This is a genomic window from Bradyrhizobium sp. 187 (assembly GCF_023101005.1).
Classification (GTDB): Bacteria; Pseudomonadota; Alphaproteobacteria; order Rhizobiales; family Xanthobacteraceae; genus Bradyrhizobium; species Bradyrhizobium canariense_D.
The window spans coordinates 5,334,956-5,349,793 of record NZ_CP064693.1 but is presented as its reverse complement, the minus strand read 5'-3'; the positions used below and the strand labels follow the sequence as shown (position 1 = coordinate 5,349,793).

The window sequence follows — 14,838 nt, the reverse complement described above, 5'->3', positions numbered from 1 at the left end:
GCGCACCTGCGGAAGCGGGTGCGCAGGAGGATCGGGTGGGACGCTTTCGGCCGCATATTCTTGTCGTGACAGCGCTGGCGATCGTGCTGTCCACGGGGTGGCATGGTGCGCTTCGCAACGCGCTGACCGACTTGCGGTTCGCATGGCAATCGCGCGCCGCGAGCGGCAACGTCGTCGTGGTGGCCATCGACGCGCCCTCGATCGACCAGATCGGGGTGTGGCCCTGGCCGCGCCGGCTGCACGCGGAATTGTTGCACAGGTTAGAGGCCGCGGGGGCGCAGGACGTCGCTTTCGACGTCGATTTCAGCTCGCCATCCGATCCGGCCTCCGACGAGGCTTTCGTCAACGCGCTGCGTGAGGCCGGGGGCTCGACCATCCTGCCGTCCTTCAAGCAGCCCGCGCCGAATGGCGGCGCAGCTCACATCAATCGCCCCCTGAAGCCGTTCGGCAACCAGTCGTGGCCGGCGCTGGTCAATGTCGCGATCGAATCCGACGGGCTCGTTCGCCGCTATCCGTTCGGCGAGAAGCTCGGCGAGGCCGGGATGCCGTCGATGGCCGTCGTGCTGGCCGGGCAGGACGCCAATCGGCGGCCGCCTTTCCTGATCGATTTCAGCATTCGGGCGAACTCGGTTCCGAGTGTCTCCTATGTCGACGTGCTCCGCGGCGAAACCGCTGCTCTCGACAAGCTGAGAGACAAGAAGATCATCATTGGAGCGACGGCGCTCGAACTCGGCGACCGCTTCAGCGTTCCGAATGGCCGCATTATCTCCGGACCCATCCTCCAGGCGCTGGCAGCGGAATCGATCCTCCAGAACCGGATGCTGCGCTGGACCTCCGATACCGGCATGATCCTGGGTCTCGCTGGGATCTGCCTGCTGATGGTGTATTCGTGGCGCCGCTTCGGACCGGGAATTCGCGCCGCAATCCTGATCTCGGTCGGGGCGGTTTTCGAGCTGGTGGCGGTCCTCGTGCAGGCAAGATGGCCCTTCATCATCGACACATCGCTGTTCCACATCGCGATTGTCGCCTATCTGACGGCAATCGCACTCGACGAAATCGATTTTCGAGGTCTCCTGGGGCGCATTGCCGAAAGCCGCTTTCATCGTATCGCGATGTCGCTCGGCGACGGTCTCGTCTGCACCGATGAGGGTCAGCTGATCACCGTGTGGAATCCGGGCGCCAGTGCGATCTTCGGCTATATGCCCGCCGAGATCATCGGCCGTCCGTTCGAAACGCTGTGCGCCGTGTCCGTGGACGGTGACGCGACGCCGTCCATGCGCGACGCCGCGCGCCAGGCCCTTCTGGTCCCCGGCGGGGCCGTGGTCGTCGAGTTCGAAGGGCGGCGCAAGAACGGTGAAACTTTCCCGGTCGAGGCGAGCTTCTCGGGCTGGCAGGGAACGGACGGCTTCCAGTACGGAGCGATCCTGCGCGATATCTCGGTCCGTAAGCGCGAGGCCGAACGCGTGAGATACCTCGCCGAGTACGACGCACTGACCGCTCTTGCCAACCGCAACACGCTGCATGCAGGACTGGTCGGCATGATCGCGGATGCGGGGCAGCGCTCTTGCGAGGTCGCGCTGCTCGTGATCGGGCTCGACGGCTTCCAGAGCATCAATGACATGCTCGGTCATTCGGCCGGAGATCTCGTGCTGCAGGCGGTCGCTGGTCGCCTGAGAGCCGAGGCTCGGGGCGCTGTCGTTGCCCGGCTTGGCGGAGACGAATTCGGCATTGCGCGCAAAGGCGCCGATGGCGACCCGCCAATCGCAGAGTTCGCCGAGCGCATCGCGCGCGCCTTCGAAGCGCCGCTTGCGACCGGCACGCGGCAGCACCGCGTCAGGCTCAGCATCGGCGTCGCCATCCATCCGGAAGGCGGGCACAACGCCGACGATCTCCTGAGCAATGCCCATCTCGCTCTGAGCAAGGCAAAGCTGACCCGGCGGGGCAGCCATGTGATCTTCGAGAGCGCGATCCGGGAGGAGCTGGAGAACCGGCTGACGCTGGAGAGTGAATTGGCGCTTGCCGCCGATCGCGGCGAGTTCGAGCTGTTCTACCAGCCCCAGGTTCGCCTGGTCGATGCCAGCCTGGTCGGGGCCGAAGCGCTGATCCGCTGGCGGCATCCCGTGCGCGGCTACGTTTCGCCCGGAGAGTTCATGCCGGTGGTCAATAGCTCGGCCCTGTCCGAGCGGATCGGAAACTGGGTGATGGAGACCGCCTGCCGTCAGGCACGCGCCTGGGAATTGTCCGGCGACAGTGTGCGCGTCGCGATCAATTTGTCGCCCTCGCAGCTTCAGTCCGGCGATCTGGCACATTCGGTTGCGGGGATGCTCGAAGCGACGGGGCTCACGCCGTCGCTTCTCGAGCTCGAGGTTACCGAGGACATCCTGCTTCACGACGAAGCCCGCGTGCTCGACATGTTCAAACGCATCCAGCAACTCGGCGTCCGCGTCCTGTTCGACGATTTCGGCACCGGCTATGCAAGCCTGAGCTATTTGAAGAAGTTTCCGCTCGACGGGCTCAAGATCGACCGGTCGTTCGTGTTCGGTCTGCTCGCGGACTCCGACGATGCCGCGATCGTCGGGTCGACCATCGGCCTCAGCAAACAGCTCGGATTGACAGTCGTGGCCGAAGGCATCGAGAACCGCGCGACGGCCGATTTCCTGGTGAGCATGGGATGCGAGGAAGGCCAGGGCTATTTCTTCGGCCGTCCGATGCCGGCGGAAGCATTCGAGCGGCAATTCTTCGCAGCCGAGTGCGCCGCCGTCAGTGCCTCCTGAACACTTGAGCTTCGCGATCAAGATCCCATAAGGTCGCTTTCAACAGCCACTTCTGAGCGATGCGAAGCAGATCTACTGCTACGAGGAGCGCTGATCACGAATCGGGAGCGCGAGCTGGGCCCCTAGATGATGCGCTGATGTTGTACGCGGAATAATTCGGAAGAGTCGCCGCGGACGTCGCGACGACTCTTCAGTGGTCACAGCACATTAGGCGACTTGGCCCTTTCACGGGCTGCTTCGACTGCATCCATCCCGGTCTGCCTGATTCGATCCAGAGCCTCGCCGCCGGTATCGGAGGCCTCTGCTAACAGCGTGTCGGAGTTTTCGCGCAACGCCTGCGAGACGGCACCAACACGGCTGTTCAGGTCGGCCTTCACAGCATCGCTGGTCTCTCCGACATACTCATTCTCAATGTCGGTGGTTCTAAATGCCCCTGCGACTGCGGCGCCAATGGCCAAGCCGACGACGCCAAGCACCAGCGGTTGCTTTTCGAGCACATCAGACAATGACGACTTTGCTTTTGAGACGGCTTCGCCGCCCGGAATCTGGTCGCGCACTTTAGCGAAGCCGTCCCGCGCCATCTCTAGGCCGTCCTCGAACTGAGCCCTCATCTTGTCCGCGGTTCCTGACAGAACGCCGGATGCAGCGTCCTTGGCTGACTGCAACGTGTCTTCGCCATCGAGGGACCCTATGTGATCCATTTCGGGCGCCGTGGGCGGCGCCGCAGTGCGCTGGATCGCCGATGCCGCAGTCCGCATCGTGCTCACCCCGCCATCGACCACACCGGACGCGGCGGCCGCCGTCGACCGAGCTGCGCCCTTGATCCTGTCGTCACCAGCCATAAGCCACAGCGCGCCGCCTCCAATTAGAACGGCGGCAAGGGGATTTTCCTTGGCCGCTGCGACCAGATTGTCGAAAAAGCCGGTTTGCGTGCTCCTCATCGGACCATTCCCTTCACGGTGTCCTTGTCCTTTTCCAGCTGCCGGATGGTCTCCCGCGGCGCAAGATTACGGGCGTCCATCCGATTGATGCCGACCGCAAACAGCACGCCCGCAATGGCGCCAGCGAGGATCGCGGATGTCAGGTAGGAAAGCGGTTGTGACCATCCCGCGGAGATCAACGCCGCCGACAATGCGAACAGCGCCATCACAATGGCGGGGGTCACGAGAAGGGCGCCACCGGCAATGAAGCCTGCTGCTCCCGTTATCTTCTGCACTCTGTCGCTGAGTTCAGCCTTGGCCAAGTCGATTTCGTTCTGGAACAGCTTGGCGAACTGCCCCATCGCGTCCGCTACAAGCGTGGAGATGGTCCGAAGATCGTTCTGGCTTGTCTTGATATCGTGCTGAATGGTCATGATACGCTGCCGCCTTTGAAGGACGTCGTTCGCTGCGGATTGTTGCCGGATACCGATGAGCCCTGCATGGAAGCCTGCCCGGCTCCCATGGAAGACGTGCTTCCGCGCCACGTGTCGCCCTGCGTCGACGACGTTCCACTACTCATCCCAGGTCGCGATGAAGGCGAGTCACCGCCGGAGGCCTTCAGGAAACGGACGGCGGCGAAACCGGCGAGCACCGAAACGCCAAGGAAAGCGGCAGGCTGACGCTTTGCGAAATCGGTTGCGCCATCGAGGAGATCGCGGAAGCTGCCGTTGCGGATCTTCTCGGCAGTATCTTCAACATAGTCCGCGGCGGAGTTGATGCCGCGGGCGGCAAAAGGCACATCGCTCTCGAAGGCGCGAGCCGCTTCCCGAACATTGCCGGCAAGTCGCTCAATGAACTCGGCTCCAGTCCGCTGCTGCTCGCGTGCCTGGCCGCGAATCTGGTCCATGGTCCCCGAAGCGAGGTCCTTGGCCGCATCCCCGGCTTCCTTGAACTTGTCCTGGGCGATGTCAGCGGTTGCCCGGAAGGCCTCGTCGGCCCGCTGCTTCACAGTCGCTCCAGCCTCCGCCATTTGGTCCTTCAGGTTCTTGGGAGATCCCGCGTTCCGATTTTCATTTGAATTCGTGCCTCTGCTCAGGTCTAGATCGCTCATGGTGTGTTCCTTCAGGTATTGGAATTGCGGGAGGGATTGAAAGCGGCTCCGACGACGTCGTCGGCGGCTGTCTTGAGCGAGTCAGCGAGGTTCTGAGTCATGCGGCTGGCATGCTCACCGAGGCCGGCCTCGGCGACTCTGCTTGTTGCCGCGTCGGCTGCCGACATTGCGGCATCTTTGGCCGCGTCAAATCCGGACTGAGCGGCCTCGGCGGCGGCCCGCTTCACGCCGTCGCTCGCTTGGCTCATGGCCTTGGCTTCAACCTTGGTTTCCGGAAGAGCGGCTGCGATAATGGCTCCGATCGCCACCCCAAGACCGGCGATTAGCGCGGCATTATCGCTAATGATCGCGCGAGCTTGTTCGGGCGCCCTTCCGGCAGCGTCCTTAGCTGCGGAGGCACTGTCCTTCGCCGCATCCACCCCGCTCTTGAGCTTTTCGCCAATCGTCTCGGCGGCCTGGGAGGCCCGTGCGCGTAAATCCGCCGCGAGACCGGCAGTCGAATCTTGCGCCTCGTCGGCCATGCTCGCGGCCTGATTGCGGGCGGAAGATAGTTGATCCCTGAGATCGCCTTGCATGGCGCGCGCTCGATCCGCCATGTCCTCGAAAACCTCGTTCGCCTTGTCCATCGCAGGGCCGGAAACCTCGGCGGCGCGGTCTCGCACGGTTTTCGAGGTGAGCGCCAAGCCGGCACCGATCATCAAAAGCGGCAAGGGGACACCACGCGCCAAGCGTAGAAGTGGAACCGCCACGGCGGTCCCGGCGGCCACGCTCCGCATCGGGTTGTCCATGATTTGCTGTTTCAGTCCGTCCACCCAGCTCTTTGTCGTGTGGGTAACATAGTCGGATACTTCCGACTTGATGTGCTGCGGCGACACCTTATGGCGGATGTCCTCGGCCGTCTCCGAGACCTGCTCTTTCAGCCGATCGACCGTAGCGGCCAACTCAGCGCGACTTCGCTCGGACTCACGCCTCAATTCTTCCACGGACCGCGTCATCACATCCCTCTCTCGCTTTTCGGATTTCTTGTATTCAAACTCACGGTTTTTTGAATTGTTCCTATGACCCGCTTCGCAGTGGATTCGATCCACAGAGCGCACTTGGGATGGGCGAGAGCGCGACCTGATCTTCGTCAAAGTCGAGACCGCAATACAACTCAGGAGCCATTAGCGGCAGCTGAGACAGGAATAGATATCAGCCAACGGGCGCAGGTGGTCTTATGGTCTACCCCACGTGCGGCCCGGGGCGTCGACCTTCGTCCGTGGTGTGCACCGCTACTGCAAGCCCTTCTTGTCATAAGCAGTAATTCTGGTGCCGAAGAGGATCGAAAGAGCCGGAGCTGTGATTGAGGACCCAACTGGCTGAGCGCCAGGAACGAACCAGCTGAACGACAGCCGATCTCCGGTCAGGAAGAGTGGCGCACATGAGCTCTGGACGATCGCCCAGCGGCATCTAGTCAGCTTCTGGACTCGCCGGATCGGGGGCAGAAATCTGCAGTCCCGCCTCGTTGAGAGCATCCGCAATTTGCTTCGCGAGCAGCTTGGCTTCTTCAATTCCTATTTTTGCGTCTGGGTAATGTGCAAAAAATGCGCAAATGGTCGTGGAGATAATCGTATTCACCTGGTGCGGATCAATCATTCTACGGCACTCGAAAATGCCGCTGCTTATCGCGCGACAATTAGGATGAGATCAGTGAGGAAAAGTCCGGCTCTCATTGCGATGATGATCCCAATCGCGGCAGGTCCGCCTCTTTCTGCGGTGACCGAAAGGGACACGCCTGCTGGGTGTTTCTGAAAGAACGCAATCCCACTCCCAGAAGCGCTATTTGCCCCCAACGCTAAAAGACGTTGTGCGGAAGCTCTCAGGCGCCAAGCCGAAGTGGGGCAAGTTTGATGTCTTTCTAGCGCCGACGTGCCACCGCGACGCCGAACAGGAAAGCAACGAACAGGCTGGCAAGCGGTGCTTCGCGCGTGATCGCGGCGACGGTCGCGAGGGGTTTTCCGGGCTTGCGCGCGTCGTCGATTGCGCAGGTCATGCGGTCGACAGCTGCGTGCAGGCCACCTGCGACTTCACCGATGGTGCGGGATACGTCCGTCGCGACATCAATGGCGCGCTCGGCCATGCCGGGATGTGAGGTGGACTGCGGGATCTCCGTGCTCAAGTGCGCGACCTCCGGGCTGATCAAGTGACGGAGGCCGATACCTTTGGCTATCCGCGCGAGCGCTCGTTCTGAACAGCGGGTCGCATGACCTTTGGCTATCCGCGACAGGCGCCGTGGTTTTACGGCGGGTACCGGCCTTGCATGAGCAATTCGGCGCGCGGGCTTTTGTTCCGAGACGATGCGCCCCCCGGGCCGACCGCCCCCGTGAAACGACGGATGCGAATCTCTGTTAGGCTGGCTCAACCTTGCTGATCTCAGGAGACAGCTGTGACCGACCCGACCACGACGGATCGAGCCCGGCGTATCGCCTTGCTCGGCGCTCCCATCGACATGGGGGCTTCGCAGCGCGGTACCCTGATGGGCCCTGCGGCGCTCCGCACCGCCGGCCTTGCGACACTGCTCGAGAGCCTGGATTTCGAGGTCGTCGATTATGGCGATCTCTCGGTGGCCGAGCTCCGGGACCTCGCCGACAGGCCCCCAGACAAGGCCAATCACTACCGCGAAATTCAGCGCTGGACGCGCGTCCTGAGCCGCAGAGGCTACGAGATCGCAAAAACCGGCGCGCTGCCGATTTTTCTCGGCGGCGATCACACGCTGTCGATGGGATCGGTGAATGCCATGGCGCGTCACTGGCAGGAGCGCGGACGCGAGCTGTTCGTGCTCTGGCTCGATGCACATGCCGACTACAACACGCCGGAGACGACGATCACCGCCAACATGCACGGCATGTCGGCGGCATTCCTGTGCGGCGAACCCGGCCTCGACGGATTGCTCGGCGATGATCCCCGTGCCCCGATCGGTCCCGATCGGCTTGACCTGTTCGGCGCGCGCTCAATCGATAAGCTCGAAAAGGAGTTGATGCGCACGCGCCGGATCAGGGTTGTCGACATGCGCCAGATCGATGAGTTCGGCGTCGCCGTGCTGATCCGCCGCGTCATCGAGCGCGTCAGGGCCAGCAACGGCGTGCTGCATGTCAGCTTCGATGTCGATTTTCTCGACCCCTGCGTCGCACCCGGAGTGGGCACGACGGTGCCGGGCGGCGCGACCTATCGTGAGGCGCATCTGATCATGGAGCTTCTGCACGATTCCGGCGTGGTCGGATCAGTCGACATCGTCGAGCTCAATCCGTTTCTCGACGAGCGTGGCCGCACCGCGCGCACCGCGGTCGAACTGATCGGCAGCCTGTTCGGCCAGCAGATCGCCGACCGGCCGACCCCGAGCAATGCGATCGCGCCGGGCGAGTGACGGACGAGCCGTTTGTGCATTGCGAAGAAGAGAACTGCCGTCGCCGCCACCGGATTTAGATCAGTCCAGATGGAAATCGCCTGTTTTTGAAACAGGTGCGAATTGCAAATGCTCGTCGCAGAATGTTTCATGCGGGTCGCGCTTCAGCCGAGGATCCGCAAATGAGCCGCACGTTCGATGCCGACGACAAACCCGCGGGGACGACTCGCCGCCGCTTTCTGCGCGGCGGTGCTGCGGTGGCGGGTGGTACCGTCCTGGGCGCCCGCGCATCGGTTGCCGCCGAGACCGACAACCTTCCACCCAACATTCCCGAATGGATGAAGGCGCCCGGCGAACCGATGGGAAGCCAGCCCTACGGCGCGCCGTCACCGTTCGAAAAGGGCGTCGTCAAGAACATCTCGAAGACGCTCAAGCAGTACATCTCGGCCTCCAGCCGGACGCCATTGCAGGAGCTCGATGGCATCATCACGCCGAACGGACTGTTCTACGAGCGTCATCATGGTGGCGTTCCGACCATCGATCCGGCCCAGCACCGGTTGATGCTGCACGGGCTGGTCGAGCGCCCGCTGATTTTTACAATGGACGATCTCAGGCGTTTCCCGTCGGAATCGCGCGTCCACTTTCTCGAATGCTCCGGCAATCCCGGCTACAGCAAGCCTTACGGCAAGACCGCGTCGGACCTTGTAGGTCTGGTCAGTTGTGCAGAATGGACCGGCGTCAGCCTCAAGCTGGTGCTCCAGGAGGCCGGATTGAAGCCGGATGCCAAATGGATCGTCGCCGAAGGTGCCGACGCGGCTGCGCTGACGCGCAGCATCCCGATCGAGAAATGCCTTGAGGACGCCATGCTGGTCTACAGCCAGAACGGGGAGCGGCTGCGTCCGCAGCAGGGCTATCCGCTGCGGCTGTTCCTGCCGGGCTTCGAGGGCAATATGAGTGTGAAGTGGCTGCGGCGCCTGCATGTGACTGCGGAGCCGGTTTACTCGCGCGAGGAGACCTCGAAATACACAGACCTGCTGCCGGACGGCACCGCGCGTGAATTTTCGTTCTACATGGAGGCGAAGTCGATTATCACGAGGCCCTCCGGCGGCCAACGCCTGGGCGCGCCAGGCTTCCACGAGATCACGGGCATCGCCTGGAGCGGGCACGGCAAGATCGCGCGCGTCGAAGTGTCCGTCGACGAGGGAAAGAGTTGGCAAAGCGCGCAATTGCAGGAGCCGGTGCTGACGCGTGCGTTGACACGCTTTCGCTTGCCCTGGCAGTGGGACGGAAAGCCTGCCGTGATCCAGAGCCGTGCCATTGACGAAACCGGCTATGTGCAGCCGACTCTGGCCGAGCTGCTCGCGGTGCGCGGCGAGAACTATTTCTACCACAATAACGCGATCTGGCCCTGGCGCATCGCGGCTGACGGCGAGGTGACCAATGCGCTGGCGTGAGACTTGCGGCATTGCTGTCGTCATTGTGCTGTGTACGTTTCCGAGCGGAGCGCAGGCGCAGACCTCGTACGGCCTCGGACGGCCCGCGACGGCTGCGGAGATTGCGGGCTGGAATATCGATATCGGACGCGACGGCAGCAATCTGCCGAAGGGAAGCGGCTCGGTGAGCCAAGGGCGCGAGGTGTTCGCCCAGCAATGTGCATCATGCCATGGCGACAAAGGCGAGGGCGGGCTCGGTGACCGGCTCGTCGGTGGGCAGGGCACGATCGCAACGCCAAAGCCGATCCGTACGGTCGGCAGCTATTGGCCGTATGCGCCGACGCTGTTCGACTACATCCGCCGCGCGATGCCGCAGAACGCGCCGCAATCGTTGAGCGATGAAGAGGTTTATGCGGTGTCCGCCTACATCCTGAACCTGAATGGACTGGTCGGAGCGGATGCGACGCTCGATGCCAAATCGCTTGCAGCGGTCAAGATGCCGAACCGCGACCGGTTCGTCGGCGACGCGCGGCCGGATGTGAAACACTGAGCGCCTTGGGGCGACCAGGTTCCCGTATCCGCTTGGAACTTGCCTTGGCCAAGGGCGGAACTCGCAGGACGCGATTGCATTAACCTGTGAGAGGAAAAGCCTATGGATTCCACGATGGCAACGGATCGCTTCGCAAACTCCATGTCCTCAGCGCTTCGCCATCCCGGCGTAATCGCGTTGATTGTGGCCGCGTTGACGATTGCTGCGATGCTCATCGTCGATCACGGACCATGGAATCGGGCCAAAACGCAGCCCGCCCATGTTGCGATGTACGCAACCACGGGTGAAGCCGCGCGGGCCGCAGGTGCCAAAATTCTCCCGACCGAACCGCACTCCCCGATCGAGCCGGAGCGGCCGGGGCCGAAGACGTCCCCAGCCGTCAATCCAGTGACGCCGTAAGACGCTCTAGCCCTTCCGGCCGTAGTTGAGCAATCCGCCGGTGGTCTTCGGCGGATGCGCGCGCAGGGCTTCCTCGTTCGGATCGGTGCCCCAGCCGGGCCGGTCCGGAATGACCAGATGGCCGTTCTGAATGTCGGGCTCATGCGTGAACAGTTCGCGGTCCCACGCCAGGCGATCGATGTCGATCTCCATGATGCGCAGGTTCGGCACGGCGGCGCAGAAATGCGCGTTCATCATCGAACAGAGATGGCCGTAGAAATTGTGCGGGGCAACGTTGACTTCGAACGCTTCCGCGGCGGCTGCGATCTTCATCGACTGCCAGACGCCGTTCCAGGGCGTGTCGATGATCGCGACGTCCATGGCCTGCTCGCGAAAATAGGGCAGGAATTCCCGCAAGCCCAATAGCGTCTCGCAGGACGAGATCGGATGCGGGCTTTGCCTGCGGATGTAACCGAGCGCTTCCGGATTGAAACTGTCGATCTCGATCCAGAACATGTCGAGGTCCGCGATAGTGCGCAGGATCTCCAGATAGCCCTCCGTCTTGGCGTTGAAGTTGCAGTCAAGCAAGATGTCGACGTCGGGGCCTGCACCGTCCCGGATCGCTTCCAGATGCATGCGCAGATCGCGCAGGATTTTGCGATCGACGTTGATCTCGGGAGCGAAGGGCGAGCCGAAGCCCGGTCGCCAACCGGTCGGTTTGCCGTCATCATAGGAGAAGATGTTGGTTTTGAGCGCGGTGAACTTCTTCTCGCGGACCTCGCGTCCGATTGCCTTGACGCCGTCGAGGTTCTCGATCGGCGGCTTGTACCAGGACCGGTGATTGATCCGCCACGTTGCGCAATGCGACCAATAGACCCTGACATGGTCGCGGATCTTGCCGCCGAGCAGTTCGTAGCAGGGCACACCAAGACATTTCGCCTTGGCATCGAGCAGCGCATTCTCGATCGCCCCGAGCGCCTGCGCCACCACGCCGCTGGCGGCGGGACGCGTGGCCGCGAACAGTTCGGCGTAGATGCGCTCGTGCCGGAAAACGTTCTGCCCGACGACGCGGGCAGACAGGCGCTGGATCGCAGCACCGACGCCGGGCGAGCCGAAGCCCTCGTCGAACTCGCTCCAGCCGACGATGCCGTCCTCGGTTGTCAGCTTGACGAAGTGGTAGTTTCTCCAGCCGGCGTCGCAGGCGAGAATTTCGAGACTTGTTGCTTTCGACGATTTGGTCATGTCGCTCCCTGTTGCCCGGCTGGGCTTTTTTCTTTGGCGGGCGCAAGCCCGGGTCCAGCCACGATTGTTAGGCTAACGGCCTTGCGCAGTGAAGCCTGGCGAGGTGTGCAGGGAAGCCCCTTCCGAACGTTCTATTGGAAAACGCGGGGAATCCGGTGGGGACAGCCATGATCTTGCCCGGGATCGTCCTGAAAAGGCGCCATGCTCTGACGTTTTTGGCCACAATCGGGATCGATCTTCCGGCCATGAGATTTCTGGCTGTGATTACGATCCTGGCGCTGCTCACGATGAGTGGAGCCGCCATTTCCGATCAGTTTCTGACGGCCGATCAGCACGTCGCGCACGGGGTGGAATAGCGCGGGGCGTATACGTTTTTGTCTTGGGGGAGACAGCGATGCTTTCGATCGACCAATTCCTGCGCTTCATCAGCGTGCCCGCTGTGTTCGCGGCCTTCATCATCGCCTCGCAGATCTCGGCAGTCTTGTCGCAAGGCTAGTCAAAGGCTAGTCAGCCCATCAATGACGAGCCGAGCAGGGCGAGCACAGCCAGCGCCATCAACGCGGTGCCGAGCCAGCCCAGCGCGACGAGCCATGACCGGCCCTTGAAGCGACCCATGATCGCCTTGCTCGAGACGATCAGCATCATCATGGCCATGATCGGAACGGCCACGATGCCGTTGAGCACGGCGCTCCAGACCAGCATGTGGATCGAGTCGATGCCGGTGAACCCGAGACCGAAGCCGATGATGGTGGCGGCGGCGATGATGGTGTAGAAGCCGACCGCCTCGTCGGGCTTCGCCTCCAGCGTCGCGCGCCAGCCGAAGATCTCCGCCACGCCGTAAGCGGCCGAGCCCGCCAGCACCGGAATTGCGAGCAGGCCGGTGCCGATGATGCCGATCGCGAACAGGGCGAAGGTGAAATCGCCGGCGAGCGGCCGCAGCGCCTCGGCGGCCTCCGTCGCCGAGTTGATGTTGGTGACGCCATTCGCGTGCAGCACCGAGGCGGTGGTGAGGATGATGAAGAAGGCGATGCCGTTGGAGAGCAGCATGCCGGAGAGGGTGTCGGCCCGGATGCGCGCCAGCTCCGGACTGCCGCCGCGCTTCAGCTCGCGCAGCGGCTTGTCGCGCTTGCCCTGGTTCATCTCCTCGACCTCCTGCGAGGCCTGCCAGAAGAACAAATACGGGCTGATCGTGGTGCCGAGCACGGCGACGACCATCATGAAATAGTCGGCGCTGACATTCGTCTTCGGCCACACCGCCGCGAGCAGCGCCGTGCTCCACGGAATCTTCACGGTGAAGGCGGTCGCGACATAGGCGAACAGCGCCAAGGTGAGGAATTTCAGCACCGGCGAATAGCGCCGATAGGGCAGGAACACCTGCAGCAGGGTCGAGCCCGCCGCGAAGATCAGCGCGTGCTCGTGGTTGAGGCCGCCTATCACCAGCGAGAGCGCCTCCGCCATCGCGGCGATGTCGGCGGCAATGTTGAAGGTGTTGGCGGCGACCAGCATGGCGACGAGCGACAGCACCGCCCAGCGCGGCGCGATCTGCATGACGTTGGCGGCCAGCCCCTTGCCGGTGACGCGGCCGATCCGGGCGCTGACGAGCTGGATCGCGATCATGAACGGCGTGGTCAGAAATACCGTCCAGAGCAGTCCGTAACCGAATTGCGCGCCGGCCTGCGAATAGGTGGCGATGCCGGACGGATCGTCGTCGGCGGCCCCGGTGACGAGACCCGGCCCCAGCCTCTGCAACAGCGACGGTGCGGATTTCGTGGGGCTGACGGCATCGTCGGTCATGGCAGGAGGGGTCTCGGTCGGGGCGCGTCCTTCACAAATGCTAATGAGGGAACAAGGTTCCCGGGCTGCGGGTAAGGCGCGCCTCGCTGATTTCTGAAAAAGCTAATTTCGTTTGACTCGTCGGGCAAAACACCTGTATAAGTGCATCATCGAAGAATACCCGGTGCAGCGTTGGCACGCATTCCGAGCGCGACCGGACTGCGATGGCCGGCCAGTGCGCAACCCGCGCACCGGCGAGACGTTTGTCTCCTGAGCGCGTGCGGTCGGGACTATTTGATGCTGACGAACATGCCCCAGGCGCCGGCCAGCGCGGCGCCGGCAAAGACGATCAGCGGGTTGTTGCAGAACGCACTGCCATAGGTGCACATGGTGACGCCGAACGAGCCGATCTCGTGATGGCTCGCGGAGTAGAACAGTCCCGACAGTACCAGCAACGCGGCGGCGACGTAATACATCGATGATCTCTCCGGCCCTTGCCCGATTGCGTTGGTCGCAAGGGACATTGTCCAGCATGGCGCGAACCAATTGCATCCTGGCGAACCCGCCCTGCTGCATTTGAACTAAAGTCGACCAATCCCGGGAGATGCCGTCCCAGCGGGCCGCAATCTGAACGTGCGATCGGGGCCAGAACATCTGCGCGGGAACTGTTGGACGCGCTCTCCATTAACGAACACGAACAGTCGGACCAATCGAGGGGAGTGGCCCATGGGCACCGAGCGGATGCACCCTCCGCGCTACTGGCGGATGCGGGCGGAAGAATTTCGCACCAAGGCGGACAATTGCGAGTACCCCGAGACGCGGGACGTGCTGCGCAAGGTGGCGCAAAATTACGACGAACTGGCCCGCCGCGCCGCGCGCATCTGCACCGTCGAGAGCCTGGACGAACTGCGGGGGGGGGCGCCAACAGCAAGCCGGTTTGATCGTTCAGGGCAAACCCGCTTGATGGTTCACGACGAAGCCGATGATCGGCGGGCGCGATCATGGGGCGTCTAGGCCGTCGCTTCCATCAGAAGCGCTGCCCGTGCGATTTGGAACGAATGTCCACTTTGGTACTTAGGAACTCAGTCCTCCAACGAGGGATGAGATGAGCAGCGAACAGCAAGCAGGCCCGGCAACGAGGCCGGATCAGCATTACAAGCCGGGGCCGGCGTGCCCCAAATGCGAGAGGGGCACGCGCTGCCTGACCTCGATCTTCGACGTGAGGCGCGATTGCTCGATCCTGATCTATCGGTGCGATTCGTGCCGCGAGGACGT

The 14,838-nt window shown here is 62.8% G+C and carries 16 protein-coding genes; 7 read left to right on the top strand and 9 right to left on the bottom strand.

Annotation, left to right across the window (positions count from 1 at the left end; all coding sequences use genetic code 11):
- Window positions 1–35 precede the first annotated feature (35 nt).
- Entirely contained in the window at window positions 36–2,774 is a 2,739-nt protein-coding gene (locus IVB19_RS25860; RefSeq protein WP_247820038.1) for an EAL domain-containing protein, read from the top strand.
- A 197-nt stretch (window positions 2,775–2,971) separates the two neighbouring features.
- On the opposite strand, the gene IVB19_RS25855 is transcribed toward IVB19_RS25860, so the two are convergent.
- The 6 genes from IVB19_RS25855 to IVB19_RS25830 all read right to left on the bottom strand — a co-directional run bounded on the left by IVB19_RS25855 (window position 2,972) and on the right by IVB19_RS25830 (window position 6,963).
- On the bottom strand, window positions 2,972–3,715 hold the full coding sequence (locus IVB19_RS25855; RefSeq protein WP_247820037.1) for a hypothetical protein: 744 nt from the start codon (window positions 3,713–3,715) through the stop codon (window positions 2,972–2,974).
- Window positions 3,712–4,128, bottom strand: coding sequence for a phage holin family protein (locus tag IVB19_RS25850; RefSeq protein WP_018454880.1), 417 nt, complete (start codon window positions 4,126–4,128; stop codon window positions 3,712–3,714). The genes IVB19_RS25855 and IVB19_RS25850 overlap by 4 nt, the downstream gene beginning before the upstream one ends.
- Window positions 4,125–4,724 (bottom strand): hypothetical protein, encoded by a 600-nt coding sequence (locus IVB19_RS25845; RefSeq protein ID WP_247372837.1) that lies wholly within the window; start codon window positions 4,722–4,724, stop codon window positions 4,125–4,127. The genes IVB19_RS25850 and IVB19_RS25845 overlap by 4 nt, the downstream gene beginning before the upstream one ends.
- Window positions 4,725–4,816: 92 nt before the next feature.
- Complete coding sequence (locus IVB19_RS25840; protein ID WP_247372839.1) at window positions 4,817–5,800, bottom strand: DUF3618 domain-containing protein; 984 nt, start codon at window positions 5,798–5,800, stop codon at window positions 4,817–4,819.
- A gap of 454 nt (window positions 5,801–6,254) precedes the next feature.
- Window positions 6,255–6,440 carry a hypothetical protein gene (locus tag IVB19_RS25835; RefSeq protein ID WP_018454877.1) on the bottom strand — a complete coding sequence of 62 codons (186 nt, stop codon included), beginning with the start codon at window positions 6,438–6,440 and terminating at the stop codon, window positions 6,255–6,257.
- 262 nt (window positions 6,441–6,702) lie between these two features.
- A complete protein-coding gene (locus IVB19_RS25830; RefSeq protein ID WP_247372841.1) occupies window positions 6,703–6,963 on the bottom strand; it encodes a hypothetical protein in 261 nt (86 codons plus the stop codon).
- A gap of 267 nt (window positions 6,964–7,230) precedes the next feature.
- On the opposite strand from IVB19_RS25830, the gene rocF reads away from it, so the two are divergent.
- The 4 genes from rocF to IVB19_RS25810 all read left to right on the top strand — a co-directional run bounded on the left by rocF (window position 7,231) and on the right by IVB19_RS25810 (window position 10,569).
- The gene (rocF, locus tag IVB19_RS25825) at window positions 7,231–8,208 is read left to right on the top strand and encodes an arginase (RefSeq protein ID WP_085350647.1); all 978 of its coding nucleotides are present in this window, start codon (window positions 7,231–7,233) and stop codon (window positions 8,206–8,208) included.
- Between the two features lie 161 nt (window positions 8,209–8,369).
- Entirely contained in the window at window positions 8,370–9,641 is a 1,272-nt protein-coding gene (gene soxC, locus IVB19_RS25820; RefSeq protein ID WP_247296979.1) for a sulfite dehydrogenase, read from the top strand.
- Window positions 9,628–10,170 (top strand): c-type cytochrome, encoded by a 543-nt coding sequence (locus IVB19_RS25815; RefSeq protein WP_018454873.1) that lies wholly within the window; start codon window positions 9,628–9,630, stop codon window positions 10,168–10,170. The genes soxC and IVB19_RS25815 overlap by 14 nt, the downstream gene beginning before the upstream one ends.
- 102 nt (window positions 10,171–10,272) lie before the next feature.
- The gene (locus tag IVB19_RS25810; RefSeq protein ID WP_524536686.1) at window positions 10,273–10,569 is read left to right on the top strand and encodes a hypothetical protein; all 297 of its coding nucleotides are present in this window, start codon (window positions 10,273–10,275) and stop codon (window positions 10,567–10,569) included.
- Window positions 10,570–10,575: 6 nt separating this feature from the next.
- Here the strand turns inward: IVB19_RS25810 and IVB19_RS25805 are convergent, their stop codons facing one another.
- Window positions 10,576–11,790 carry a mandelate racemase/muconate lactonizing enzyme family protein gene (locus IVB19_RS25805; protein ID WP_247372846.1) on the bottom strand — a complete coding sequence of 405 codons (1,215 nt, stop codon included), beginning with the start codon at window positions 11,788–11,790 and terminating at the stop codon, window positions 10,576–10,578.
- Between the two features lie 167 nt (window positions 11,791–11,957).
- On the opposite strand from IVB19_RS25805, the gene IVB19_RS25800 reads away from it, so the two are divergent.
- Window positions 11,958–12,146 carry a hypothetical protein gene (locus IVB19_RS25800; protein WP_247296981.1) on the top strand — a complete coding sequence of 63 codons (189 nt, stop codon included), beginning with the start codon at window positions 11,958–11,960 and terminating at the stop codon, window positions 12,144–12,146.
- 151 nt (window positions 12,147–12,297) lie between these two features.
- On the opposite strand, the gene IVB19_RS25795 is transcribed toward IVB19_RS25800, so the two are convergent.
- Both IVB19_RS25795 and IVB19_RS25790 read right to left on the bottom strand, forming a co-directional pair.
- Window positions 12,298–13,584: an NRAMP family divalent metal transporter gene (locus tag IVB19_RS25795; protein ID WP_018454868.1), complete on the bottom strand. Its 1,287-nt coding sequence runs from the start codon at window positions 13,582–13,584 to the stop codon at window positions 12,298–12,300.
- A 269-nt stretch (window positions 13,585–13,853) separates the two neighbouring features.
- Window positions 13,854–14,039: a hypothetical protein gene (locus IVB19_RS25790; RefSeq protein WP_018454867.1), complete on the bottom strand. Its 186-nt coding sequence runs from the start codon at window positions 14,037–14,039 to the stop codon at window positions 13,854–13,856.
- 250 nt (window positions 14,040–14,289) lie between these two features.
- Here IVB19_RS25790 and IVB19_RS25785 point away from each other — a divergent pair, with 250 nt between their 5' ends.
- The gene (locus IVB19_RS25785; RefSeq protein WP_247483223.1) at window positions 14,290–14,577 is read left to right on the top strand and encodes a hypothetical protein; all 288 of its coding nucleotides are present in this window, start codon (window positions 14,290–14,292) and stop codon (window positions 14,575–14,577) included.
- The last annotated feature ends 261 nt before the right edge of the window (window positions 14,578–14,838 follow it).